Source organism: Paraglaciecola algarum (genome assembly GCF_021532655.1).
Taxonomy (GTDB): Bacteria; Pseudomonadota; Gammaproteobacteria; order Enterobacterales; family Alteromonadaceae; genus Paraglaciecola; species Paraglaciecola algarum.
Map to the genome: position 1 here is coordinate 234,520 of NZ_JAKGAS010000002.1, position 24,262 is coordinate 258,781.

23 protein-coding genes are annotated in these 24,262 nt (G+C 38.2%); 4 read left to right on the top strand and 19 right to left on the bottom strand.

What is annotated here, in order from left to right:
- Nucleotides 1–54 precede the first annotated feature (54 nt).
- From L0668_RS04520 to L0668_RS04605, 18 genes are all read right to left on the bottom strand, one after another.
- Nucleotides 55–3,762 carry a LamG domain-containing protein gene (locus L0668_RS04520; RefSeq protein WP_235310890.1) on the bottom strand — a complete coding sequence of 1,236 codons (3,708 nt, stop codon included), beginning with the start codon at nucleotides 3,760–3,762 and terminating at the stop codon, nucleotides 55–57.
- Nucleotides 3,759–4,214 carry an MSHA biogenesis protein MshP gene (locus tag L0668_RS04525; RefSeq protein WP_235310891.1) on the bottom strand — a complete coding sequence of 152 codons (456 nt, stop codon included), beginning with the start codon at nucleotides 4,212–4,214 and terminating at the stop codon, nucleotides 3,759–3,761. The genes L0668_RS04520 and L0668_RS04525 overlap by 4 nt, the downstream gene beginning before the upstream one ends.
- Complete coding sequence (locus L0668_RS04530; protein ID WP_235310892.1) at nucleotides 4,204–5,070, bottom strand: PulJ/GspJ family protein; 867 nt, start codon at nucleotides 5,068–5,070, stop codon at nucleotides 4,204–4,206. Before L0668_RS04530 ends, L0668_RS04525 begins: the two co-directional genes overlap by 11 nt.
- Nucleotides 5,070–5,618 carry a type IV pilus modification PilV family protein gene (locus tag L0668_RS04535; RefSeq protein ID WP_235310893.1) on the bottom strand — a complete coding sequence of 183 codons (549 nt, stop codon included), beginning with the start codon at nucleotides 5,616–5,618 and terminating at the stop codon, nucleotides 5,070–5,072. Before L0668_RS04535 ends, L0668_RS04530 begins: the two co-directional genes overlap by 1 nt.
- Complete coding sequence (locus L0668_RS04540) at nucleotides 5,605–6,159, bottom strand: prepilin-type N-terminal cleavage/methylation domain-containing protein (protein WP_235310894.1); 555 nt, start codon at nucleotides 6,157–6,159, stop codon at nucleotides 5,605–5,607. The genes L0668_RS04535 and L0668_RS04540 overlap by 14 nt, the downstream gene beginning before the upstream one ends.
- A gap of 86 nt (nucleotides 6,160–6,245) precedes the next feature.
- Complete coding sequence (locus L0668_RS20810) at nucleotides 6,246–6,818, bottom strand: prepilin-type N-terminal cleavage/methylation domain-containing protein (RefSeq protein ID WP_284439538.1); 573 nt, start codon at nucleotides 6,816–6,818, stop codon at nucleotides 6,246–6,248.
- 117 nt (nucleotides 6,819–6,935) lie between these two features.
- Nucleotides 6,936–7,568 carry a pilus assembly FimT family protein gene (locus L0668_RS04550; protein WP_235310895.1) on the bottom strand — a complete coding sequence of 211 codons (633 nt, stop codon included), beginning with the start codon at nucleotides 7,566–7,568 and terminating at the stop codon, nucleotides 6,936–6,938.
- Nucleotides 7,569–7,595: 27 nt separating this feature from the next.
- Nucleotides 7,596–8,126 carry a hypothetical protein gene (locus L0668_RS04555; RefSeq protein WP_235310896.1) on the bottom strand — a complete coding sequence of 177 codons (531 nt, stop codon included), beginning with the start codon at nucleotides 8,124–8,126 and terminating at the stop codon, nucleotides 7,596–7,598.
- Between the two features lie 5 nt (nucleotides 8,127–8,131).
- Nucleotides 8,132–9,358: a type II secretion system F family protein gene (locus tag L0668_RS04560; RefSeq protein WP_235310897.1), complete on the bottom strand. Its 1,227-nt coding sequence runs from the start codon at nucleotides 9,356–9,358 to the stop codon at nucleotides 8,132–8,134.
- Complete coding sequence (locus L0668_RS04565; RefSeq protein WP_235310898.1) at nucleotides 9,345–11,204, bottom strand: GspE/PulE family protein; 1,860 nt, start codon at nucleotides 11,202–11,204, stop codon at nucleotides 9,345–9,347. The genes L0668_RS04560 and L0668_RS04565 overlap by 14 nt, the downstream gene beginning before the upstream one ends.
- The gene (locus tag L0668_RS04570; RefSeq protein WP_235310899.1) at nucleotides 11,201–12,361 is read right to left on the bottom strand and encodes a tetratricopeptide repeat protein; all 1,161 of its coding nucleotides are present in this window, start codon (nucleotides 12,359–12,361) and stop codon (nucleotides 11,201–11,203) included. The genes L0668_RS04565 and L0668_RS04570 overlap by 4 nt, the downstream gene beginning before the upstream one ends.
- On the bottom strand, nucleotides 12,358–13,266 hold the full coding sequence (locus tag L0668_RS04575) for an ExeA family protein (protein ID WP_235310900.1): 909 nt from the start codon (nucleotides 13,264–13,266) through the stop codon (nucleotides 12,358–12,360). The genes L0668_RS04570 and L0668_RS04575 overlap by 4 nt, the downstream gene beginning before the upstream one ends.
- 3 nt (nucleotides 13,267–13,269) lie before the next feature.
- Nucleotides 13,270–14,943, bottom strand: a complete 1,674-nt coding sequence (mshL, locus tag L0668_RS04580) for a pilus (MSHA type) biogenesis protein MshL (protein WP_235310901.1) — start codon at nucleotides 14,941–14,943, stop codon at nucleotides 13,270–13,272.
- Complete coding sequence (locus tag L0668_RS04585) at nucleotides 14,933–15,274, bottom strand: hypothetical protein (RefSeq protein ID WP_235310902.1); 342 nt, start codon at nucleotides 15,272–15,274, stop codon at nucleotides 14,933–14,935. Before L0668_RS04585 ends, mshL begins: the two co-directional genes overlap by 11 nt.
- Nucleotides 15,275–15,949 carry a type II secretion system protein M gene (locus tag L0668_RS04590; protein ID WP_235310903.1) on the bottom strand — a complete coding sequence of 225 codons (675 nt, stop codon included), beginning with the start codon at nucleotides 15,947–15,949 and terminating at the stop codon, nucleotides 15,275–15,277. It lies immediately after the preceding gene.
- Nucleotides 15,942–16,556, bottom strand: coding sequence for a PilN domain-containing protein (locus L0668_RS04595; protein ID WP_235310904.1), 615 nt, complete (start codon nucleotides 16,554–16,556; stop codon nucleotides 15,942–15,944). The genes L0668_RS04590 and L0668_RS04595 overlap by 8 nt, the downstream gene beginning before the upstream one ends.
- Nucleotides 16,556–17,482 carry a type IV pilus biogenesis protein PilM gene (locus tag L0668_RS04600; protein WP_235310905.1) on the bottom strand — a complete coding sequence of 309 codons (927 nt, stop codon included), beginning with the start codon at nucleotides 17,480–17,482 and terminating at the stop codon, nucleotides 16,556–16,558. The genes L0668_RS04595 and L0668_RS04600 overlap by 1 nt, the downstream gene beginning before the upstream one ends.
- 237 nt (nucleotides 17,483–17,719) lie before the next feature.
- Complete coding sequence (locus tag L0668_RS04605; RefSeq protein ID WP_235310906.1) at nucleotides 17,720–18,589, bottom strand: sugar phosphate isomerase/epimerase family protein; 870 nt, start codon at nucleotides 18,587–18,589, stop codon at nucleotides 17,720–17,722.
- Nucleotides 18,590–18,855: 266 nt separating this feature from the next.
- Here L0668_RS04605 and L0668_RS04610 point away from each other — a divergent pair, with 266 nt between their 5' ends.
- Together L0668_RS04610 and L0668_RS04615 are read left to right on the top strand one after the other, a co-directional pair.
- Nucleotides 18,856–19,602 (top strand): AraC family transcriptional regulator, encoded by a 747-nt coding sequence (locus tag L0668_RS04610; protein ID WP_235310907.1) that lies wholly within the window; start codon nucleotides 18,856–18,858, stop codon nucleotides 19,600–19,602.
- Nucleotides 19,603–19,685: 83 nt separating this feature from the next.
- Nucleotides 19,686–20,078, top strand: coding sequence for a hypothetical protein (locus L0668_RS04615; protein ID WP_235310908.1), 393 nt, complete (start codon nucleotides 19,686–19,688; stop codon nucleotides 20,076–20,078).
- Between the two features lie 43 nt (nucleotides 20,079–20,121).
- Here L0668_RS04615 and L0668_RS04620 read toward each other — a convergent pair whose 3' ends face one another.
- A complete protein-coding gene (locus L0668_RS04620; protein WP_235310909.1) occupies nucleotides 20,122–20,730 on the bottom strand; it encodes a TetR/AcrR family transcriptional regulator in 609 nt (202 codons plus the stop codon).
- 166 nt (nucleotides 20,731–20,896) lie between these two features.
- On the opposite strand from L0668_RS04620, the gene L0668_RS04625 reads away from it, so the two are divergent.
- Both L0668_RS04625 and L0668_RS04630 read left to right on the top strand, forming a co-directional pair.
- Nucleotides 20,897–22,288, top strand: a complete 1,392-nt coding sequence (locus L0668_RS04625) for an aldehyde dehydrogenase family protein (RefSeq protein ID WP_235310910.1) — start codon at nucleotides 20,897–20,899, stop codon at nucleotides 22,286–22,288.
- A gap of 272 nt (nucleotides 22,289–22,560) precedes the next feature.
- Nucleotides 22,561–24,225 (top strand): SulP family inorganic anion transporter, encoded by a 1,665-nt coding sequence (locus L0668_RS04630; protein WP_235310911.1) that lies wholly within the window; start codon nucleotides 22,561–22,563, stop codon nucleotides 24,223–24,225.
- Nucleotides 24,226–24,262: the final 37 nt, after the last annotated feature.

Sequence of the window (24,262 nt, forward strand, 5' to 3'; positions counted from 1 at the left end):
ATGTTAGGCATGCAAAGTTAATTTAATTGTCCTAGAGGTGTTTCTTAGTCATGGTTAATTAAATACCTCTCGCCACTGAATAATACGATCATTACCTCTAAACAAGCCGAAACTCATAGTTGCACTAGGATAATCAGTTAATTGTGGATCAGAATCTGTATCATTTATTGAGTCAGGACAAGAGCCTAAATTGCAAATCACACCATCTCCGTTCCAATCGTAATTTAGATAACTTGGCCAAGCATAAGGTTCAGTATTTGGGTCTGGCAACAATGGATTCAGTTTTAGCACAATTTCTCCCATTATATTGGGCGCATTAAAAAATAAGTTACCTGGATCTGGACTGACACCTGCAGTTAATAGCCCTATGCTAGTGATCTCGTTTACCGCTGCCAATACACCGGCATCTCCTTCTAGAACAAGTTCATTTGCATTTTGGGAAAATTCAATACTTGTACAACTGTCTTCATTATTAATTTGCCACAAACTATTCGCATTATAAAATTCAGTCTTAATCGGTACAGTTAAGCCTTCGGTTTCAGGGCCATAATTACTATCTAAAACAAACCGCCCATAACGCATCTGTGTACCAGTTACATCTTCAATACTCAAGCCAAGACAAGCTTTTTCAGCATAGGTGTTTTGGTGACAAATAGTATGCTGAGTGCTACTTTGATCCGTAAATGTGCTCATAAAAAAGTCGCTGGCGAATCTTAAGTTCATAGAAGCTTCAAATGGCGTGGATAAATCGTAGGTATTATTATTTGTATCAACTTTGTCATACTTAAAACTGCTGTTGGTAATTGCGATGGTGCCAGAACCGTTATAATTTGTATTATTTTCAATTAATGGGGCATCACCTAAACCAATCACACTTGCTGTGCCAGTTAGGGCGTAACTTGAACTGTCTGCAAAATTCAAATAGGTTTCTAAGGTCGTTTTGTTTGGTGCGTAATTCCAATAATTATCGCTGTAATTTTGCGTAACACTATCTAAAGCATTGTAAGCAGTTAAAGTCAGTTCAGGATCTGTAGCGAATGTCATTTCTTGGCCAATATAACTGAAGGTGTTGCATGTCTTGTTTAATGTAGGAGTATTGGATGCATACACTTTATAGTAAGCGGGATAAAAATCCCCTATCAATAAACTGCCGTTGGAAGAAATAACATGGCCAAAATAGTTATTATCTTGAGCGTTTAATTCTATTCTGCCCACTTCATCATAATAAGCATTCGAGTAACTATGTTTACCACCATTAAAGCTCAATCCTGCTGCATTTGTATATGTTGCACTGGTAGTGGCAGTCGCTGTGCCGATATTTGAATATTTAAAATTACCATTCTGACCAGAGTTTGCAGGAGATATTCGTGTGACTTTTAGTTCAGGATCAGAACCAGAATCGATAGTTTCATAGTTGGGTAATAATTGATTATTGGTTCCATAGGCGCCAATAATAAAGGTAAAACTTTCACCGGCTATATAGTTATTTTGCTCACCTGTCCCACCATAAATTAATTCGGTTTCATCAACACTTAATTGCAAGTAACTAGGATAAACCACTATAGTCTCTTCACCTGTAGTGGAAAATGTCGCTCCATCTATTTCTGCTTCAGCAGATAATATTATTTGTCCAGCATCGGGGTAATTTAGCGTATCTAGATTGGCTACTCCTGAACTGTCAAACTTCAAATTAACTGTACCTGAATTTTTGCCAGTGTCATTCGTTATAGGAATATTTGAAAACGGTGTGAGACAAGTATTAGGTGTGTCGCATTCATAGCTCAAAGTAATATCTTTAAAGCCAACTAATAAAGGTTCACATACTCCAGCATTATTACGAACCGCCCTAAGATTGGCGTTAACAAAATTATCTGCGGCAACTTGGTCGGGAAATACATCGTTTATAGTCGCTCCAAAAAATTCAAATCCTGCATCTACAAAGGTTAAATCGCAAGCACCACTTGCACTTGAGCCATTGCAAGTTATAGGGTGGGTAGGTGCTTCATTGGCATTTGCTATTGATAAGGTAACTGTTTCAGCAGTGGTATTGGTATAAGCAAAATTAGTACTGCCAATTATAGTATTAGAGATATAGGTAGTATTGTTAGCTTGAAAGTCTAAAGAAACAAAAGCGCTGCTCAATTGTGTACAGGCAGCATTTTCACAGGCTTTGATTTCAATACTGGCTGACGAACAGGTTAATGCTTGATTGGGGTGACTTATCTCGTAATGATGAACACTGACACATTCTTGTGGAGGATTTGCTGCTAAAGCTTGAATTTCTGATCCAGTTAATAAACCAGAGTAAATTCTAAAGTCGTCTAGTGAACCATTCAAAGAGTTTGATGATGCTTGCCAAGTACTTCCACCAATTGTAAGTGCATTACTTGGCTGAGCACTTAACACTTCATTCCCACTATTATCTAATACTCCGTCAATATAAACTGCCCAATCTCCAGTGCTCACATTTGTAGTGAAAGCAAAGTGTGTCCATGTATTTGTAGTCGTAAATGCGCCACTAGTTCGAATACTATTGTTTGAGCCAGTCTTATTGATGTCGATATACATCACACCACCTGAATCAAACCGTATTTCATAACCATCGCCAAAACCAAATATTCGGTTTAAGGAGTTAGGCACGCTGGGTATTTTCATCCAAAATGCTACAACGCCTTTTTGTGGTGGAGTAAAGGCGGAAGTGGTAAGTCGTTGATTTTTACTTTTATCAAAATCTAAATAATACCCACTAGCTTCACATTGCCAGCTAGGATCTTGATCATTGACTGCAGCAGAGCCACCTAAAGTTCCGTTTCTACCGTAACCACTAGCGTCACTTATTGATTGCCCAGTGCCGTTATTAAACAAGTAATGAGCTATCAGTTCAACTGGTGGCGTATTGTTGCACAGGGCGCCATAATCAGTGTCATCAACTTCTGAGCTTTGGTAGGTTATGGTTGATTCAGTGCCTAAGTCTATATTGGCGGCACTGACCGCACCAAATGCATAACTAGATGAGCCTAGTGTTAGATCACCTTTAACATATAAGCTACCGGTAAATGTACTATTATTGTTGAAGTTTACTTCAGAAAAAGCATAAAGCACCAGTTTGCTAGCATCACCACTATTATTAATTGATGGTGAGTTGATTAAGCCTGGTGAAGGAAAGCTAAGACTTTGATTGACATAAATAAATGCAGTGCCTGTGCCTTGCACAACAATATTTGCCTGACTACCCATACTCAATTGGTTAAACCAATATGTTGAGCCAGCTTGCAGATATAAAGTGTTTTTAAAGCCCAAAACCAACCTATCCACAAAATACTGACTGTGAGTATTTGAAAAGGTAATATTTGCTTCTGAAGCACTACTAGGGTTGATATCGTCGAATTCATTGCCTCGATATCTACCAGTACCGACAACCACTGCCCCCTGATAACGCAAGGTGATGTCGTCAGTGCTATTTGTAGCCTGAAAGCTAATATTTGGAGCCGCTTGTGAGGCTGTTCCTGTTGCGACACAATCAGCATTACTGCAGGTGCTGAGGTTTGAACCACCATTTTTACCAATGCTAGTGGTAGCGAGCAGGTTATCTTCACTTCCGGTTAATCGAGAATTATAGCCAAAATATATAGTCCCATTTGCACTGTGTGTTGATGCTCCGTCTGGAAAAATGAGACCACACTGTGCAGCAACACTTACAAAGCTAATTGGTAATAGTATTAAGACTGATAAAATTTGACATGTTGTATTCACTAATCTCATGGGTTTTTATCCAAGGCGTCAACATACACCTCGCGGGTAACAATTATATTTCCCGCATCACAACGACCTGTGCTTACAAATTTGGAATAAGTGAAAGTCTGAGCATTATCCGTGACAATAACATCGTCAATGGGTTTGACTTGATATTGACAGTTTTCTAATCCAGCGACGTTTACAAAAGTATAATTGGTTGGGTTACTACAAGGCGTAATGCCAGAAGCAATCGGATATTTATCTGCTAAACATTTTTCCAAACCCGATCTAGCGGCATTTAAGGCTCGTTGACCTAACACCTCATATATAACGGTTTCTGATGACGAAGCTAATAAGCGGGTCATGGTTAGTCCTAACAAACCAAATACTATGATTACAAATAGTGCAATCACCAGCATACTGCCTTGTTGGTGGCGACGATTATTCACTAAACTGAGTTGAAATGATTTAGGGAACATTGGGAATATGCACCTCAACATTGTAATTCACTAACTCATCGTTACGCTTAAATTCTAACAAAATATTAACTAAACCATTTCTGGTTAAACTGGCTTCTTCTATTTTAAATGGCTGACTATTTGTTAGCTCCTTAGCCATAAGCGCTCGGCTAACAGTGCTATCTGACGGATAAACCTCTTGAATATCATCGATAACATTTTGGTAACGATAAACCTTCCCATCATTATAAGCGCAATAACTAATTGCATCTCGCCCAAAATACAAACGAGAGGCAGGTGAGTTATCGGCAAAAGATCCATCCAAAGTTAAAATAGCCGTATGTTGTGCGTCGTCCAATGTCCAACAATCGTCATCAGCGCTAGCATCTTGCTCGGTGCAAGCTAAAATTTCACGCCGTTTTTCACTGGCAGCGGCATAAATATCAGTATTACTAGTTGGATATACAAAAGCATAGTCGCCGGTTACACCTGCTAATGTATTTTGTGGGGTAATTTGATAGTTAGCTTTATTTTGTCCAATTTCTATTATAGTGCTTTGAGTTGCTGTGTCTGGTAATACCGGCAAAGAAGTGTAGTAAGTCACCCATAGAGTTGGCACAAACTCCAAACACTGAGTGTTTCCAACAGATTTAATTCTCGTGCTGTTTGGAATTGCATGACGTAATTCACGGCTAATACGTTCGACCATAAACCGGCTTTCGCCCAAAATCTGATCTCGCTCATTTACATCTGTGTAGATCCCCATGCCAGTTCGTATAAATCCTGACAAACCTACTGACACCACACCTAATATTACGATCACTGTGATGAGTTCAATTAAGGTAAAGCCATGTTTTTTGCGGTTAGATGAAAACATTAATAGTTTGCCCTATAGGCAGAAAATATGATGTCTTCGTTATTGGGTGTAGTGATGGTAACGGTTATAAGCTTGATATTTCCTACTACTGTATCTGGATTGCCGCCATCCATATCTGCGTCATAGGACACCTTAACTCGGGCACTAAAGCCTTGATATAAGTTTGTCGTAGCACCTAACGAGTTTTTAATATTAGCTCCAGATTCGTTTAGATTATTATAATCATCCACGTCATCAAATTGTTCTCGGTTACCTAAACCTTCTTCGATATTTGAATTGGTGACACTATTAATACTAGTGCAAGCCGTACCTTCATTGCAGCGGGTATAACCACCAACACGACTGGAATTTTCATCAAACGGTTTACTGGAAATTTCACTAATTAGAGCTTGCCCCAATTCTGCTGCTCGGACTTGAAATATAGGTTCAACACTACGTATAGCTTGGGGCACAATTAAAGAGACAAAGAGTGTCATGGCGATGGAAAACACTACAAGACCGATTATTAGCTCAACTAAGGTAAAGCCGTTATTTTTAGTCGCAGGCATGGATATACCCCTGTGACTCTACACACACTTTAACCGTAGACTCCCCGGTTAATTCAATTTTACAAGTTGGGTTGCAACTTCCGCTAGCTGTTTGTGGGCGGCCGAGTGAGTCAAAACGAATGTACTCATACGGTGTCCCACCACTATCTTGGGCAACCAAGCTAACTTTGCTATCAGCCATTTCTGTGGCTGACGTAACTAGGTAATCTGGGTTGGAGTAGTCTATGTTAGTTTCACAGGTGGTAGAGTTTATACTGGGTGTTTCATAACTAAACTCTGGGGGGCCAAATGCCGAAGGTGATGCACTAAAGTTAACCTGAAAACAAAGATTTTTCCGTGTATCAAACATGGCACGAGTTTGTATGTGACGCAGTGCTGAAATCAGTCTAGCTTGATACGTGTATTCAGCATAGCCTGATGGACCAGTGAATCGGCTATAGGCAGATACAGCAAGGATACTAATCAAACTAATAATAACAATCAGCTCAATTAGGGTAAAACCCAAACTTTTTGGTTGATGACAATATTTAGGTAATATCATGGTCATCCATTTGCTGTAGGTGACGCATTAAGGTGTATTGAGTTGATACATAAAAGGGCATTAAGCCCTTTTATTATAGAACTAGTTTAACAACCGCCTTTAACTACAGTAATAACAGGAGGCGTATTCACTCCTCCCGCATCTTTATACAATACATGGCAGCTCGCTCCATCTTCAGCTGTTTTAGTATAGTCTACAGTCGCACCATCTGGTGATATCCCAAAGTAACCGAGTGCCGGAGAGGCCGTTACTGCGCTAGCGCCAGTACCCGCTATAAAATCCCAATCCGCCGCATCTAACTCAGCAAATGCAGCTACATCTGTACCCACAGGTGTAGCACTTTTGATGGCAGTGATAGTCGCAGAATCAGGGTAACCATAATGAGTTCCAATAGTTAAATTATTTGCTAGTATTTGCCTATCCGCAGCTGTGGTAACTGTTTTCGGATTACCTTGTTCGCCAGCAATGGCTGATTTGGCATAGACCAATTGCGCTCCGCCTTGTAACGCGGCTTTAACACCTTCTAAGGTTGCACCTCGGGCATCACCTTGAATATCAATAAATTTAGGTGCAGCTGTTACCGCTAAAATACCTAAAATGACAATAACTATGATTAATTCTATTAATGTAAAACCACGTTGGTTTTGTATATTACGCATAATATTTCCTCGACGGATATTAAAATTACTAAGTCCTTTAACTGGTTAGATGTTTTATACCATCAAAACACCTTAAAGCGCTATTTTGTTTACTAAATAATTTGTTGGCTCATTATTCTAATTATTACTAAAAACAATTACTTGTCCAATTCTTGGATCATAAATAAATCCATTGCCAGAGGTGTTGTTAGTGGGCTCTGTGGTTTGGTTTTTAATGGTTTGAGTTAAATAGTAGTAACACAAATCATTACCACCAGAGCCTGTATTGTTACTGACGTTAGTAAAGTATCGATAGTTTTCAAATGGCCTATCTGCCCAATTGGATGAAATTGAGGGGGCACTTTGCATAATCAAATTAAAAATACTCTCACAATCTAGTGTACTAACTTGTTCATCTTCGCTGCTAGCGTCTGTATTTAATTGTCCTGTAGGGTAGCCTGTGTCTTTATCAATACCAACTTGGATCCCTTCAATTGTAATATAAGATAAGTTTGTGCCGTTATTCTCTTTAGGCCTTCCTTCTAACTCCCATTGAGCACGTACGAGTCCCACTCCTGTCGCAAATCCGCCTGCAACCCCTTCAACTGTGGCATCTTCAGCATCGGTTGTCACATCTAATAGTCTAGGTAATGCGGTGGCGGCAAGTAGGCCTAAAATCACCACTACTATAACCAGTTCTATAAGAGTAAAACCTTGTTGTTTAGATCCAGTACTTTTCATAAGTTTATTACTCATTTTGTTATTCAACATCTATTCTTCTCCAACAAACATAAACTTTTATGACTTAACTTTAAGTACTTGTCCCAAGCGCAACTTATATTCAAAGTAAGGCCCAGTAGAAAGTCGATATCGACAAACTGAGTCTTGCATATTACCCGTGAGTTTTTCTCCTTGGTAATATTCTGCTATAACTCTAAATCCGTCAATTTCCATCGGAACATCTAACACCATATTCCAAATTTCTTCACACCCGGCTGAGTCTTGGGTTGATTTTGGCCATCCTTCATAACTCATGAAAATAGGCCGCCTTTGGGTTGCTACTAATTTATTGTCATCACCTAACTTATTGGCATAGGACACCAACATCACTATTTGTGGCCGACCTTCAGCTTGCCACTGCCAATGGGCATTATGCACACTGGTGTTAAATCCTTCGGCTAGCTTTTCTAATGTTAACCGCCTTAAATCTGGCGAGTTATTGTTCAAATACAAAATAAAGCCTAACATCAAGCCTACAAAAACCATTACAACTATTATGTTGATAAAAAAGCTGCGATTTCGTTCTTCTGTTGCTTGTTGTTTTAACACCTGAATCAGCCTTTAATTGCACTCATCATGTCCCACATTGGGGTAAATATACCTAAGGCCAATACCAGCACCATGCCTGCTACTACCATTATTAATAAGGGTTCAATCTTTGCTGTCAGACTTTTCAAATCATAATCCACTTCGCGCTCATAAAACTCGGCAGCTTCAGATAGTAATTCATCAACTCGGCCAGTTTCCTCTCCTACATTAATCATTTGTAATACCAGTGGGGTAAACAACTGACTACTGACAGCCACTCTGGATAGACTTTCGCCTTTCTCAATATTTTTGCGCATAGTGATAATTCGATCTGCCATATAAGAGTTACCCACGGCTTCGGCCACTAAGGTTAACCCAGCAGTAAGCGGTACTCCGGCTACCAACATCATAGAAAAACTTCGAGCAAACCTGCCTAACAAAGTGCGCTCAAAGATACTACCGACTATGGGTAAACGGATTTTAGTTTTATCCCATTTATAACTGCCCGCTTCTGTTTGTAAGTAGCGGTGAATCAGATATATCATCAAGCCTAGAGTGATCACTAAGTAGTGCCATTTGGTCATAAAAAACTCTGACGTACTTAATAATATACGAGTCATTAAAGGTAACTCTGCGCCAAAAGACTTAAACATGTCGGCAAAAATTGGGATCACCACCATATTCATTATGACCATGGCAATTACGATCGCGATTAAGACAAACATTGGATAACGGGTGGCTGACTTAATTTGTTTTCGAGTTTCTAACTCACGCTCTAAGTAAAATGATAATTGATTAAAAGCGTCGTCTAACTTACCTGTATTTTCGCCTACATGAACCATGCTTACAAATAATTTATTGAAGACTTTAGGATGTTTGTTCAACGCTGAAGATAAGGTTCGGCCTCGTTCAAGCTGGTCGCCCACATCAAATAAAGCTGACTGCATACGTTTTGAACTTGTGGTATCGGCAAGTCCTTTAACTGCCCGTAAAATAGGAATGCCTGATTTGGCTAAGGAATACATTTGACGAGAAAAAATCACTAAATCATCGAGTTTGATCGAAGGTGTAAATAACGATAGCTGAACCTGAGAAGCACCAATTGAATCGATATCTCCATTTGCAGTGATTTCTATGGGAATAATATTTCGACCAGTTAATATTTGGGCTACCGCTTTTTCATCTGCAGCTTCTAAAGTCCCTGTGGCTAATTCACCGGATGAAGTTCGAGCTTTATAATTAAAGTGAGCCATCATCATCTCCTAGCGGATCGATCTTTGGCTCTAATTCGAATCGATTACTGGCTTGCGTTTTGTTACTGGATTCGATGTCACCTTTTTGGTCTGCAATCACAGTAGCGAGTTCTTCTTGTTCGTGGATTTCGTCAGTTCTTGCCGTTTGCTCTTCTGACACCATTTCTATTAACTTGAGCACTTCATCTACAGTAGTGATACCCATCTTGGCGTACATCAGGGCAACCTTGGCCAAAGGTATAAATCCAGGACTGGCTTGAGCAAACTGAGTAAATGAGGCAGTGTCATTATTTTTTAAAGCGTTCATCATGTTTTCAGTCATTTCTAATAACTCAAAAACCCCAACGCGGCCTTTGTACCCAGTATTATTGCAGCTTTGACAGCCTTTACCTTTTTTGAAGGCAACCTTTTCTAAACTGTCATCTAAGTTTTGTAACCAAGTTAATTCTTCATTTTTTAGTGAATAATCTTCACGACAGTTTTCACAAATTTTACGTACTAGTCGCTGTGCTACGATTGCGCGCAATGAACTGGCTACTAAATAACCGGGAGCCCCCATGTCAAGTAACCTAATTGCGCTACTAATGGCATCATTAGTGTGAAGGGTTGATAGCACTAAATGCCCGGTTAATGCACCTCTAAGTCCAACTTCTACGGTTTCTTGGTCGCGCATTTCTCCAACCATTATAATATCGGGATCCTGGCGTAAGGTGGTGCGCAGCACATTTGAAAAATGTAAACCGATTTTGCTATTGGTTTGCACTTGATTGATTCTAGGCAGCCGATATTCAATGGGATCTTCCACTGTAATGATTTTAGTAGAAGCTTGGTTTAGTTCGCTCAATGCGCCATAGAGGGTGGTGGTTTTACCTGACCCCGTTGGGCCGGTTACCAAGATCATGCCATGTGGCCTGTGTAACAAATTACGAAAGCGAGTCAACAGACTGCTTGGCATACCGGTTTGATCTAAAGATAATAATCCGGCTGATTGATCGAGTAAGCGCATGACCACTGACTCACCGCCATGAATAGGCATAGTAGAAACCCGTACATCAATAGTGTGGCCTTTAACTCGGGTGGTAGTTCGGCCATCTTGGGGCAAGCGTTTTTCAGAAATATCTAAGCCAGACATTAACTTAAGGCGCAAAACTAAAGCTGAGGCGATGTTTTTTTCTTGGATGACGTTTTCTTGCAGTACACCGTCAACCCGCATACGAATTCTCAATAGTGCATCATCAGGTTCAATATGGATGTCGGAAGCTTTAGCTTGTAGGGCGTCTTCAAATATAGATTGTAACAACCTAGCTACAGTAGTGTCTTGGTCGTCGCCTACGCCAGTATCAAAGTCGAAATCTACATCGTCTTGGTACTCTTCTGCTAATTCTTGAGCGAAAGACGCAATTTCTTCAGTTCGACGATATAAACCGTCAAATGCTTGAAGTAATTCAGCTTCTCTAACCACACCAACATCTATTGGTTTAGGCAAGATGCCAGATAACACATCAATTGCCGCCAAATCAGCAGGATCACTCATGGCAACCAACAACTTATCACCCTTATCTTGTATCACTAAAGCACGATAACGGCGCGCTTGCACTTCTGGCAGCAGGTTAACAATTGCTGGCGAAACATTGTATTGATTAATGTCAATTAGCGGTACTTTTAAATGTTGAGATAGAAATGCAAGTAATTGATTTTCTACAATAAAACCTAATTCAGTTAAAATATAACCTAATCTACGACCTGATTGTTTTTGGGTCGTCAAAGCTTGATTTAACTGCTGCTCATTAATAATACCGTTTTGGAGTAACAAGTCACCTAAACGTATTTTTACTCTAGATTTCATTTAGACTCCAAAATCAGTATTCTTTGCTGCACAAACTCCAAAACATTAGCTTCTAACTGATTCGCTTGATTAGCGTATTTATATGCACCTAAGGCTTGAGAGCTATTTCCTGCTTGATCTTCAATTATGCCCAAACCCAGCCACCATTTGGCATTGTTAGGATTTAGTTTAGTTAATGCTAGGTAATCTGCTCTAGCCAGATCAACTCGTTGTAATTGTTGAGCTAACGCCGCTCGATAGGCTAAAAATTCTTTATCTTGTGCTGGTGGTTGATAATTAATTAACACTTGCAAAGCTTTATCGGACTGGTTTTGAATGACAAAAACACGCGCCAACATCACGCGTAAATCACTGTTATCCGGAAACAATTCTATACCTTGGCTTAACAACATCTTTGCTTGATTAGGATTCCCTTGAGCAAAATGAATGGAGGCTAGTTTTTTGCGAGCTTTTATATTTTGAGGTTGCTGGGTAACCAGCTGGCTTAATAAAACGAGTGCTTGTGTGTTGTTACCTTGGGCTAAGTGTTCCGCAATTTTTTGTTTTAAATCAATTAGTTTAGTTTCTTGATTGTTATTGGTCATTTTGAAGCTGCTGGTAGCTGATGGTGTTGACGGTTCGTGACTTTCAACTATTGTGTTAGGTTCTGGTTGCTCCTGTTGCTCCTGTTGCTCCTGTTGCTCCTGTTGCTCCCGTTGTTCCCTTTGCTCCTGTGACCCAAGCTGCTCAACTTCAGCTATTGCGAGTTGATTGTTGTTATCTGTATTGTCGGTTTTTTTAAGCGAGTCAAAGTTTGCCTTAATTTGAACTACTGGTGCTAATTCTTGGTTAGTTAACTGATCTTGTGAAGGTGTATTGTCAGTTATTATTGTCTGGGTATTAGTCGTTTGTTTAATTGGCTCAGACAGCATGGGTTTTGCTTGGTGAACAATGCTAGCTTGCTCTGAAACAGCGTTATTCTCGAGAGGATTAGTGAATTTGGAATTTGTTGTTGGCATAAATAGAGCATACAAAATGGCTACTACTGCTAACAGAATCAAACCTATTATTAATATTTTAGGTGACTTTTTTTGAGGTGGTTGATAATCCGCATTCATGCTTTGATCGTCTGAGCCACGGTTTTCAAGATCTTGTAACATCTTATTAATGACGCTCATACCGAATACCTTATCCAAGTAAGGTAACTACCAGCTGCAAGCATGGCTAAAGCCACTATAAATAAAGAAATTGTCAATGTATGTTTGCTGGCAGGTGTAGCGGCTTCTGTGTCCTTAATTGCTAGTTTTAGGTTATGGACGCTTACTTGCTGTTTACCTTCACCATAAGCCAACATTAAGGCCTTATGACATAACACATTAACAATCCGTGGGGTGCCTTTACTGGCTTTGAACAATATTTTACAACATTGTTGATTGAATACTTCAGCCCCTTTATAGCCAGCTACTTTCATACGATGTTTAACATATTGAAATACTTGATCAGAGTCCATTAATTGTAAGGTATAAGCAAATGTGATCCTTTGTTTCAGTTGTCTTAGTTCTGGCAAGGCTAATTTTTGATTTAACTCTGGTTGGCCAAATAAAACTACTTGGATCAGCTTTCTAGTTTCAGTTTCTAAATTTGTGATCAAACGTAATGCTTCGATACTTTCAGTGGGTAAAGCTTGGGCTTCATCAATTATTAACACCACACATTTGTTTTCTTGGCTTATTTGAATTAATCGTTGTTGGATACGCTGAGTAAACTCCTGCTGGTCGGCATGATCTGTTAAAACCACATTTAATTCATTAGCGACTGCTCTTCGTAATTCAGTAGGGGTTAAATATGGATTGGGGATATAGGCAGCGACAAATGGATCAGGCAAGTCATTTAATAATTTACGACAAATTAGGGTTTTTCCCGTACCGACTTCACCTGTTACTTTTATAAAACCTTCACCGGTTGTTAAGGCTGTTAGCAATACCTGAATGGCTTCCTTATGACTAGGTAAGCCAAAAAAGTAGCTGGTGTTTGGGGTCAGCGTGAATGGTAATTCTTTAATACCAAAGTGGTATAAATACATGGCCTAATCCACTAATAACCAATCAGCCATTTGGTCTCGGCTACGACGTAACTCTTGTTTCCAAGTTTGGCTATTTACCACAGTAGGTTTAATTAAGATCACGAGTTCTTTTTTGATTTCTTTCTCATGTTTATTTTTGAATAAATTTCCTAACAGTGGAATATCTCCCAACAAGGGCGTTTTCGATTCCGATTTGGAAATAATGGATTGCATTAAACCGCCAATTACCACAATCTCGCCAGATTTAGCGCGAATGACAGTGTCTGATTCACGAATATTGCTTTGGGCTAAGGGTAAAATATATTGCTCTTCATTGAGGGTGACGATTTTTTCTTGTTCTTGAGTTTCAATCACAGAAGGGTGTACATGTAATAACACTTCACCTTGCTTATTAATTTGTGGGGTCACGTCCAACGCAATACCTGAGAAAAATGGAGTCAATTCAATGTTAGGCACCACTGAAGTACTGCTGGAAGATATAGTGCTTTGGCTTGATACATCGGTAACAAAATATTCATCGTCACCAACTTTTATTACTGCTTTTTGATTATTGGTCGCTGTGACTCTAGGACTAGATAAGACCTGCACATTGCCTTGAGTAGATAACAAAGATAACACCCCAGAAAAGTCTTTATTCACAAAAGACAAACTAGTGATATTGCCAAGAGCTGCACTAATTGAATCGCCAATAGTGCCTGAAGTATTAGAAAACTGAAAATCGGTAGAACCGCTATTAGCTAAAATTTGTCCCCAGTTAATACCTTGTTGAAACCCGTCATTTAGGGACACTTCAATAATTCTTGCTTCTAAGATAACTTGCCTTTGTACAATTTCTTCAGACACGGCTAAGAATGATTTAATTGCCCTAATTTCATTTGGCATGGCGCGCACTGTTACTAGCCCAGCTTGCGGTGTCACCATCACACTTTTACCCTCTTCACTGCCTATCATAGTCTCTAAGGTGGCTAAAAGCTCTGTCCAAAAATCAGTTTCGGTTAAGGTGTAAATATTGGTGCCATTGGCATTACTGTTAGAATTATTACTTCCACCGTAATTACCGCCGTTACTGGAATTGCCACTGAAATTGTTTTGAGAATTAGTGTTATTATTGCTACCACCATTTCTATTGCCATTTTGCCCAGAAGCTTGGGAGACTCCACCAGAGGTGATACTGGTTTGAGTCGCACCATTACGTTTCATCAACAAATAATTCACTGCAAAGGTTTCTGAACGTAATCCAGCCGGATAAATGCGGTAAATATTTTGTTTGCGTTCAATTTCGTAACCGTAAATTTCTGCTACTAAATCGAATACATCGTTTAGGGCCACTTGTTTTAAGTCTAATGATATTTCACCGCTGACTTCTGGATGAATAGCCACACTAAAAGGTGTATCTTTTACTATGCTGCTAAAAAATGTCTGAGCGGGCAGCTTTTGTGCATTAATATCGTATTTAGTCACTCCAAACAATGGATCATCCATTTCTGAGGTTTGTGGCAGCAGAGCTTGATTAACCTCATCAGGGATCGTTTGCAGAGTTTTTTCATTGGTGCTTTTAGCTTCGTAATTAGCAATTGCTGCATCCATTGAATTTTTTACTGGGCTGGTTTTAGGTGGACTTTGGCATGCCATTGTTAAAACCAGTAAACTGATAAATATTATTTTTTTAAAAAACATTATTGATATCTTTTTTAATTGAGTGGTTATTTATATGAAGCGTTTTTTTTCCGTCAGTGGTATCAAGTACAACTTGATTTTGACTGATGGAGATCAACTCACTTCCTTGCACCTTTTGTCCTGTTTGGTAGTTCTGGCCATTAATCACCGCATATTTGTTTTTGTTATTTATAAACACGGCAGTTAACACAAATTTTTCAGGGATATTTGAGCTATTTTCTTTTTGTTGTTCTTGGCTGTACTTAGGTCGCGTCGGGTCAACCAAGGATTTAGCCTTGAGTTCACTTACTATGAGTGTCAGACAAAATGCAACACACCAATATATTTTCATTTATACCCCTATAAACGCTTGGTTGGTACTCAAGGTATATATTTCTAAATTGATTTGTCCATTCGGGTACACATCAACTTTATAATCGAATTTTTTCCAATAAAACTTCCACTGCAAAGATTCAAGCTTTTGTAAATAATCTTGAATGTCAAAATAACTGGCTTGCATTACAATTTGCACACCATGGCGATATAAGTCTGGTTCTGGCTGTTTGTCGTCTTCACTTGGTTTAGACAAATATATCGGTGTTGGGCTAATAGAGGCTAATTCAATCAGTTTAATACCTTTACTTTCTTGCAGTATTTTTTCTAACATACTTGCCATTTGATTGGCTGGTACCAAATTATCAGTTTGTTGTTGTAATTGAATATCTAAAGTAGATATCTCTTCATTTAATATATCTATTCGTTCACGGATCGCAATATTTGGATCATGTTTAAATTGATTTTGAATCTCGACAACTTGCCCGGCTAGTTTTTGTTGCTCAGACTGGGCGAGCAAAATGCTTTTAGTTAAGTTGTTTGTTTGGTTTAAGTTGGGTTCAATTAAAAATGTATAACCTAATAAGATTAAAGCGACTAAGCCACTAATTAAAATAAGTAGTTGCTCACGCTGACTCATCGTTAAAAATTTAGCTGACACTTTTTGCCATGCAGAAGCGTTATCGTTATTCATATTGAACACCGCCATTAGATACAGTAGTTTCACCTGTGGTCAGCACAAAACGTATTTGTTGTGTTTCATCTCGGAATATCCGAGTGGCTGAAAATTCTTGGCCTTTAAAATAATTGCTTTTACTTAAGTTATTTACCCAAATAGGAATGCTTGATGATTTAGTGGTTGCCCCTTCAATCGTGACATTCTGCTCATTCAAATACACTCGTGTTAGCCAAATATCGGTTTGGTGATGCTCGGCTAAATCTAACATGAGATCGGAAAATCCAGTGGATTTGCTTTTTTCTTGGCCGATTAATTCTTGATAAACGCGCTTTTTTAAATGGGCTATTTGTTGTTTTTTGGCAACTTGGCCGATTAATTCAGGATCCGCTTTTAAGTTATCTAACTCATTTTTTAAGGCTGATATTAAGGCAGTTTTTTGTATATTATTTTTATCGAGTTGATTTAACTCATCTTGTAGACTTTGTTGTTTTGAGGATAAGTAAGTATTCAATAATATGACAGCCAATAAACAGGTACTCCAAATCACAATCACCAAAGGTAAAGATAATAAACGTAATTTGGGGTGTAATTTAGTTGGGTATAAATTGACTTGGTTCTTCATTAGGTAGCCAACTGTGGGGTATGAATTGCTGCGGCTAAACTGGCGAAACTGGCTGGTAAAACAGATATATTGTCTTCAGCTAGCACATAAGGAACAAATTTTTCTACTGGAACATAAACCACATTTTTGATCAATTCAGCTAAAGCTTCTTGATGTAAAGAATCAATAGCTATATAGACCTGTTTGATAGGAGCTTGGCGCATCTGGCTTTCAAAATAATCCATTGATCTTTGTATCTCTAAGCTTAAATTATCAGCTATGCCCATAGCTAATTCTTCAGCTGATAAACTGCCAATACTCTCATATCCTTTTAAGCGTCTAGAAAAATAGAGTTGGTTTTGTTTAATGATATTTAAACTCAGTTGACCATCTTGTTGTTGTTTTAACAGAATAACTGCATGGTCACTATATGCGCATAAATTACATATTATTAACTCTTCAATGCCTATATTTTCTAGCTGTAAACCTGCTTTTAAGATTCCGTTTCGTATGTGGATAATTTCGCTTTCAGTGAGAGCGACTACGTTTATTTGAGGAGTGCTATTTGTCGAAGCCGGTGGCTCAAAATAATCAATAACTAATTGTTCATCTGTGGCTAATTGCTCTTTAACATTCCACTGCAGCGCGTCAATTATTTCTACTTCTGCTACTGCGGGTTTGTCTATATGCAGAATTTTATATTTAGTAATCGCTAAAACAACATGGCATTTTGTATTGCCAAGTTTCTCTTTTTCGACGTAAGTTTTTAATTCTACTTGCCAATTTTCGATATTGATGAAATGTTGTTGGACCCAGCGAAGTTCACCCTGTACTTTTTTCAAACTAGAAATTTGAATGCCTTTTAGGCCGATCATAATCCCCACTGAGTGGAATTGAGAGGCTGTTTTAAAACGATTTTTAATATATTCACGCCAACCAATAATCATGCAACAGGCTACAAGGTAAAAAATGTTAAATAACATTACATCAAAAATATGCGTAAAGCGCCAGTTTTTAACCTTGTATGAGTTAAATTTTATTGAATAAATCCAATGATTTATCTTTATTCACTAGTTCAAGAATAGATTTTGTTTTGCAATCATTTTTATAAAAGCAGCGAGTATGATAATTATCTCAAAAAATGCCCAATGAACATGGGCATTTGGGTTTGAGTTAACCAGTGGTTAGTGGCTAAGGTTGTCCAATTGTTTTAAATATTTGATACTTTCAGGTACTTGAATCATCACTCGAGAAGATTCGTCCTCAATAAAGAAATAACGAATGCCTTGTTTTTTAGCTTCGGCGACAACTGAGCTTATGCCCACATCTCCAGTGCCTAAAACCACATTAGCTTCTACAACTGCTTTATAATCAGTTGAGTTTTGGGTGCCTTTTAAACGATCTTTTAGGTGTAGAGATAAAAATTTTCCTGGGTATTGTTGTAATAAGGCTGTTGGATCCATACCAGCTTGTTTAACCCAAAATACATCCATTTGGAAAGCTGCATGTTTGGTATGTTGCAACATGTAATCCAGTATTGTTCCGCCTTGATGAGGTAAAAATTCATATCCATGAGGGTGATATTGCAGGGTAATACCATTTGCTTTTAATATTTTTCCTGCATTATTCATTGCCTTTACAGCACCTTTTGCATCTTGGATAGTAAAACCTTTTTTACCATCATGAGGTATCCAATAAAAAGTGGCATATCGACTACCAAAATAACGGGCTTTATAAACTACAGCCATAGGGTTATCACGAACTTCTTCAAAACTGGTATCAACACTGACAATTTGTAGGTCGTTTTTTATGAGTTCGTTACGGAAATTTTCTGCTGATAGGCCGTAATGGTTGCCACCACCTTCAACAATTTTAAGCCCCCAATTGCTTATTTCTGCAAAGGTATTAGGAATATCCTTTTCCATTTGATGCCTAACACTATATAGCTGTAAACCTAGTTCATGACTTACTGCGGGTGAGATGAAGCTAACAGTTAAAGCCAACAAAAGAATTGTCTTTAAGCAATATGATTTTTGCATTATTGATATACCCATAGTTCTCTATCCTCTAATTTTAATTTTTATAATTGAATGTTTACAAATAATTAACACTAAATGCAGTGTATCTCGCAATTTTTTTTGTAACTAAGTCAATTTCGGCTTGTAGTGACATTTTTTCAGCGTTGACTGTCGAGTTTATAGATATGCCTCTGGATGTATAAATACAGCAAATTTATTTGATTAAGGTAATAAATACTATGTAAAGTAATGCAATAATTTCAGCGTTAAATTGGTTAATACCATTTGGCAATAGGTAAAGTATGACAGACAAGCAAGTTATCCAAGGGTCGGAATTTCTGCAAAGTATAGTGGGCTTTGAGCAAATTCTAGCTATGTTTGATCTTTTAACTGACGTTATTTTTTGGATTAAAAATACAGATAGTCAAATTATCTATGCGAATAAAAAATTTGTAGAACACCTAGGTTTTCACTCTTTACATCAGGTTGTGGGTAAGTCAGATGATTCTTTTTTCCCGCCACATATCGCCAAACAATTTATAACCGATGATAGAAGTGCTATGGACGGTAAAGTGATTACTGACCGTTTAGAATTAAATATGTTGAATTCTGGTGAATTCGCCTGGTTTTCAACCTCTAAAAGGCCTCTTTATAATAAACAACAAGTGATTGTTGGCTCATTTGGTTTTACTCAGTTATTGTCGAAAGCATCAAAAGTCTTGTCGAGTATTGACGCAATAAAAGAGCCGATTGAATACGTTCGAGAAAACTACGGTAAGGAAATTAGTATTGAAGAGTTAGCTAAATTAGCTTTTATTTCAGTCAGTGCTTTAGAAAGGCGTTTCAAAAAATATTTGTCAAAAACACCTAAGCAATTTATCAATGAAGTACGTCTTGAAAATGCCCGTAGAATGCTAATTGAAACACGCTTACCTATCGCTGAAATTGCTTACCGTTGTGGTTTTTCAGAGCATAGTTATTTTAGCCGACAATTTAAATTACAGTTTGGTCTTTTACCGTCACAACTGCGTGAAAGTATGAAAAGTTAGACTAATTGCTCATCGATTTTAGTGGTAAGTCTATCCATAATCCAAAGTGAATTTGGATTAAAACAGTTTATGAGTAAGAATTTGTGTCTATCCCAAAAGAATTTTTTGATATGTTGCCCTTGCCGATTGTTGTGGTTAAAAATATATCAGATTCACTCAATCACCCTTTGGTTTATGTAAACATTCGTTTTAAGCAAATAATTGGCTGGGATATCGAAGATATTGCAGATAAAAAGTCATGGTGGCAAAAGGCTTACCCCGATCCTTACTATCAAAAAGCCATAGAAAACCTTTGGGAATTGAAGATGGATTCTATTGATCCCGAAAATAATAGCTTCGTGATAATGACTGTTAATATTATGACCAAACATCAAGGTATCAGACGTTTTAAAGTGTATACCGAATTAGATAGTGTATTGATGAAAGGCTATTATGTAGTTGCCTTTGAAGAGTTAGGTACTCAAATTCTAGATTAGTTAACTCATTATTTGTACATTATAAATCAAAACCTCTTGAGTATTATTGGTGTATTGTCATGGCGTAACTAGTCGATAATAATTTCCACTCATTTATATAAGCTAAACGCTCCTTTTCTGTTGGAGCTGTCCACACCAAAAATGTCATGACATCCGACACCATAATAGCAATACGGGTTTTACGAGTCAGTTGACTTACATCTATATTTTGATTGTTACTTGAAATATAAGACACAATACCAGTAATGACTTTTTCATTTTTAGCTGCTTTGACCTGTTCAAATGCTTCGGTATTGCGTATGGCTAAAATAGTTTGTACGACACTTTGTTTATGGCAATAAAAGTTTAGTGTGGCGTCTATTAGGCGGGCCGATAATTCAGCCAATTCAAAAACCGGATCACTTTGTAAAGTTTGCATGATAGTTAAATAAAGTTGCTTCATGACTCGCTCTATCAGAGCGATTTTTACAGTGTCGATATTAGGAAAAAACTGATACAAAGATCCCACCGCTATCTCTGCGCGTTTGGCCACCAAGTGAGTGGTGATATTGTCAGCGCCTACTTCTTTCATCAAAAGAGCCGCTGCATCTAAGATCCGCTCCACTTTTTCAATTGAGCGTTTTTGTTTGGGGATCCTTCTGGTTACAGCCACCATATTTCCTTTTAGCTATTGCTTAGATTGACATAACTTTTCTATTTGAACCAAAAGAGGGGTATTTTTCAATTCAACATTTACTATTTTGTCATAATATTTGCAAAACATGAATATTTGTCATATTTTTGTTGAGTAAAAAATTGTTAATTGAGGAAGTTAGATTTTGCAAACGTCTGCAGCAGATTTAAATTACATATGTGAACGGGTAAATCACTTAAGGTCACATTTTAACTCCGGTGGCACTCGCACTTATCAGTGGCGTTTAACTCAACTAAATCAATTAAAGAAAATGTTGATTGAACAAGAAAAAGCATTTTTACAGGCGTTAAGTCAGGACTTAGCTAAATCTGAATACGAAGCATGGACCTCTGAAGTAGGTTTTACCACTAGCGAAATTGAGCACTCAATTAGAAGCTTAAAAAAGTGGATGAGACCTAGGAAAGTCAGTACACCTTTAGTTGCTCAACCAGCTAAAAGTTATCAATTGCCTGAGCCGCTTGGTACTGTTTTAATCATTGGCGCTTGGAATTATCCAATCCAACTTGTACTCGGTCCTTTAGTTGCAGCAATCGCTGCAGGAAATTGTGCGGTAATTAAACCTTCTGAATTATCACCAGCGTGTTCAGCCTTAATCGCAAAACTAATTCCCGAATACCTAGACTCTGAAGCTATCTGTGTGATTGAAGGTGCGGTGGCTGAAACCACAGAATTATTAAAGCAAAAATTTGATCATATTATGTACACAGGCGGAGAAGGTGTCGCAAAAATTGTTATGCGAGCCGCAGCTGAAAACCTGACTCCTGTGACACTGGAATTAGGTGGTAAAAGCCCTTGTATTGTAGATAACAACACTAACTTAGGCGTGACAGTATCTAGGATAATTTGGAACAAATGGATGAATGCTGGGCAAACCTGTGTGGCACCGGATTATGTGTTAATTGAAAAGTCTCAAGCGGATAAATTTGTGGCCAAATTAAAAGATAAACTCCAAGAGTTTTATGGCCAAGATGTTAAGTCTAATAGCGATTATGGGCGGATAGTCAATAAGAGGCACTTAATTAGGTTAGTGGCTTACCTTGATAATCAAAATGTGGTGATTGGCGGCGAACACGACTTAGAACAAAAATATCTAGCCCCTACAGTAGTGCTAGATCCCCCTGCTGATAGTCCATTAATGTTAGAAGAAGTTTTTGGCCCTATTTTACCGATAGTTACGGTCGAAAATATTGAACAGAGTATAGAGTTTGTAAACCATAGGGCTAAACCTCTAGCTTTGTATGTGTACACAAATAACTCACAATTTGAGCAAAAAGTACTTAATACCACTAGTTCAGGAAATGTGTGTGTGAATGATGGCATGATGTTTATGACCAATCCTAATTTACCATTTGGTGGGGTTGGAAATAGTGGAATGGGTCATTATCACGGGCAATCAGGCTTTGATACTTTTAGTCACTTAAAAACAGTAATGAAACGAGCGACATTTATTGATCCAACGTTGCGCTATCCACCTTTCACCAGTACAAAGTTGAATATAGTGAAAAAATTACTTTAAACAACAGGCAGGTAATTTGCCTAATAGTTTTATAAATCAGCAGTTTTGCAGCTAATTTCGCTGCTTAATATGCCTAATAACGAACGCGATTTAAAGCTGCATACCCACTTTGAACCAACTAATTATTCGTAAAAGGTGGCGGTTACGCAGCATGCTGCTCTCATATTCTAAGATTAATTCACAGAAAACCCTGATAAATTTCAAAGACAGTTGCGTTTTGCCTGAGGTACGTGAAAAATAGCGCCTATGTATTTTTATTGAAGAGTTGTGTTTTGTTAGTTCCCTTAAATCATATTAATTTTAGTAATATCGGTGGTGATGTTTTTGGTGGCCTAACTGCAGCGATTGTATCTTTACCTCTTGCTCTAGCTTTTGGTATTGCCTCAGGTGCTGGAGCCGAAGCCGGTATCTATGGAGCGCTTATTATTGGGCTGTGTGCCTCGTTATTTGGTGGCACTGCGACATTAATTTCTGAACCCACAGGCCCAATGACTGTCATTATGTCAGCAGTGATTGTCAATATGATGGCTGCTAATCCCGAAAATGGCATGGCCATGGCATTTACTGTGGTGATGATTGCTGGTTTATTTCAAATTGTATTCGGCATACTTAAGTTAGGCAAATATATAACACTCATGCCCTATAGTGTTATTTCTGGCTTTATGTCTGGTATTGGATTGATCTTAATTATCATTCAAATCGCTCCATTTTTAGGCCAAAGTCCGCCCGCTGGTGGTGTGAGTGGAACCTTAAGCGCCTTGCCTAGTTTGTTGTCAAATATTAACTATGTAGAAGTCATTTTGGGTTTAGTCACACTAGCCATTTTAGTGTTTACCCCTAAGCGAATTACAAAACACTTGCCCCCACAGTTAATTGCCTTGGTATGTGTAGGCTTAGCGTCAGTTTTATTGCTCAGTGATAGTAATATTCAACGTATCGGTACAATAGACATAGGTTTACCGTCTTTAATTTTACCCACATTTACCTCTGAACAGGTCACTATCATGTTACTCGATGGCATGGTATTGGGCATGTTAGGTTGTATTGATTCAATGCTAACTTCAGTTATTGCAGACAATTTAACTCGTACTGAGCACAAGTCTGATAAAGAACTAATTGGCCAAGGTATAGGTAATATGGCCTCTGGTCTCTTTGGTGGATTACCTGGTGCAGGAGCTACTATGGGCACAGTAGTGAATATCCAAGCGGGTGCTAAAACGGCCTTGTCTGGAGTAGCTCGAGTGGGAATTTTATTGGTAGCTATATTTGGAGCTGCACCACTATTAGAGGTTATCCCTTTGGCATTATTGGCTGGTATTACAGTTATGGTAGGTTTTAACATTCTAGATTGGAGTTTTATCAAACGTTCGCATTTGGTCTCCTGGCAATCAACAGTCATTATGTACGCTGTTATGTTACTCACTGTCTTTGTTGACTTAATTGTGGCGGTAGGAGTTGGAGTATTTATCGCCAACATATTGATTATTGAAAAGCTCAGTAAATCTCAAGAATCAAAAATTAAGGCCGTTAGTGATATGGATGACAATGTGCCGCTTACCGACAGAGAGCAAGCTATTCTAAATCAAGGTGCGGGCAATATATTGTTAGTCTATTTAAGTGGTCCACTTATTTTTGGTGTATCTAAGGCTTTATCGCGGATCCACGAAAAAATTCAAAGACACAATATCATAGTGATTGACTTAACTGATGTCTCTCTCATTGATGACACCATTTCTCTAGCTATTGAAAACACGATTAAAGAAGCCATAGAAAATAATAAACAAGTGTTTTTGGTGGTTAAGACCGATAAAACCAGAGCCAAGCTTGAACGTATGGAAATAGTACAGTTACTCGGTAATGAAAATGTTCTAAGTAAAAGAACTGCTGCATTGGAAAAGGCAGAACAGAGTTTGGCTATTATGAATTCGCGTAAATAAAAAAAGCACGTCAATACGTTCTTAAACGAGAATAAAT

Excerpts from the sequence above, each read along its gene's own strand:
- L0668_RS04595 (WP_235310904.1), bottom strand. The coding sequence starts at position 16,556 with ATGAAGAACCAAGTCAATTTATACCCAACTAAATTACACCCCAAATTA.
- L0668_RS04575 (WP_235310900.1), bottom strand. The coding sequence starts at position 13,266 with ATGTATTTATACCACTTTGGTATTAAAGAATTACCATTCACGCTGACC.
- L0668_RS04520 (WP_235310890.1), bottom strand. The coding sequence starts at position 3,762 with ATGAGATTAGTGAATACAACATGTCAAATTTTATCAGTCTTAATACTA.
- L0668_RS04600 (WP_235310905.1), bottom strand. The coding sequence starts at position 17,482 with ATGATTATTGGTTGGCGTGAATATATTAAAAATCGTTTTAAAACAGCC.
- L0668_RS04530 (WP_235310892.1), bottom strand. The coding sequence starts at position 5,070 with ATGTTTTCATCTAACCGCAAAAAACATGGCTTTACCTTAATTGAACTC.
- L0668_RS04540 (WP_235310894.1), bottom strand. The coding sequence starts at position 6,159 with ATGATATTACCTAAATATTGTCATCAACCAAAAAGTTTGGGTTTTACC.
- L0668_RS04565 (WP_235310898.1), bottom strand. The coding sequence starts at position 11,204 with ATGAAATCTAGAGTAAAAATACGTTTAGGTGACTTGTTACTCCAAAAC.
- L0668_RS04535 (WP_235310893.1), bottom strand. The coding sequence starts at position 5,618 with ATGCCTGCGACTAAAAATAACGGCTTTACCTTAGTTGAGCTAATAATC.
- L0668_RS04610 (WP_235310907.1), top strand. The coding sequence starts at position 18,856 with ATGACAGACAAGCAAGTTATCCAAGGGTCGGAATTTCTGCAAAGTATA.
- L0668_RS20810 (WP_284439538.1), bottom strand. The coding sequence starts at position 6,818 with ATGCGTAATATACAAAACCAACGTGGTTTTACATTAATAGAATTAATC.
- mshL (WP_235310901.1), bottom strand. The coding sequence starts at position 14,943 with ATGTTTTTTAAAAAAATAATATTTATCAGTTTACTGGTTTTAACAATG.
- L0668_RS04560 (WP_235310897.1), bottom strand. The coding sequence starts at position 9,358 with ATGGCTCACTTTAATTATAAAGCTCGAACTTCATCCGGTGAATTAGCC.
- L0668_RS04590 (WP_235310903.1), bottom strand. The coding sequence starts at position 15,949 with ATGAATAACGATAACGCTTCTGCATGGCAAAAAGTGTCAGCTAAATTT.
- L0668_RS04605 (WP_235310906.1), bottom strand. The coding sequence starts at position 18,589 with ATGGGTATATCAATAATGCAAAAATCATATTGCTTAAAGACAATTCTT.
- L0668_RS04550 (WP_235310895.1), bottom strand. The coding sequence starts at position 7,568 with ATGTTGAATAACAAAATGAGTAATAAACTTATGAAAAGTACTGGATCT.
- L0668_RS04525 (WP_235310891.1), bottom strand. The coding sequence starts at position 4,214 with ATGTTCCCTAAATCATTTCAACTCAGTTTAGTGAATAATCGTCGCCAC.
- L0668_RS04570 (WP_235310899.1), bottom strand. The coding sequence starts at position 12,361 with ATGAGCGTCATTAATAAGATGTTACAAGATCTTGAAAACCGTGGCTCA.
- L0668_RS04585 (WP_235310902.1), bottom strand. The coding sequence starts at position 15,274 with ATGAAAATATATTGGTGTGTTGCATTTTGTCTGACACTCATAGTAAGT.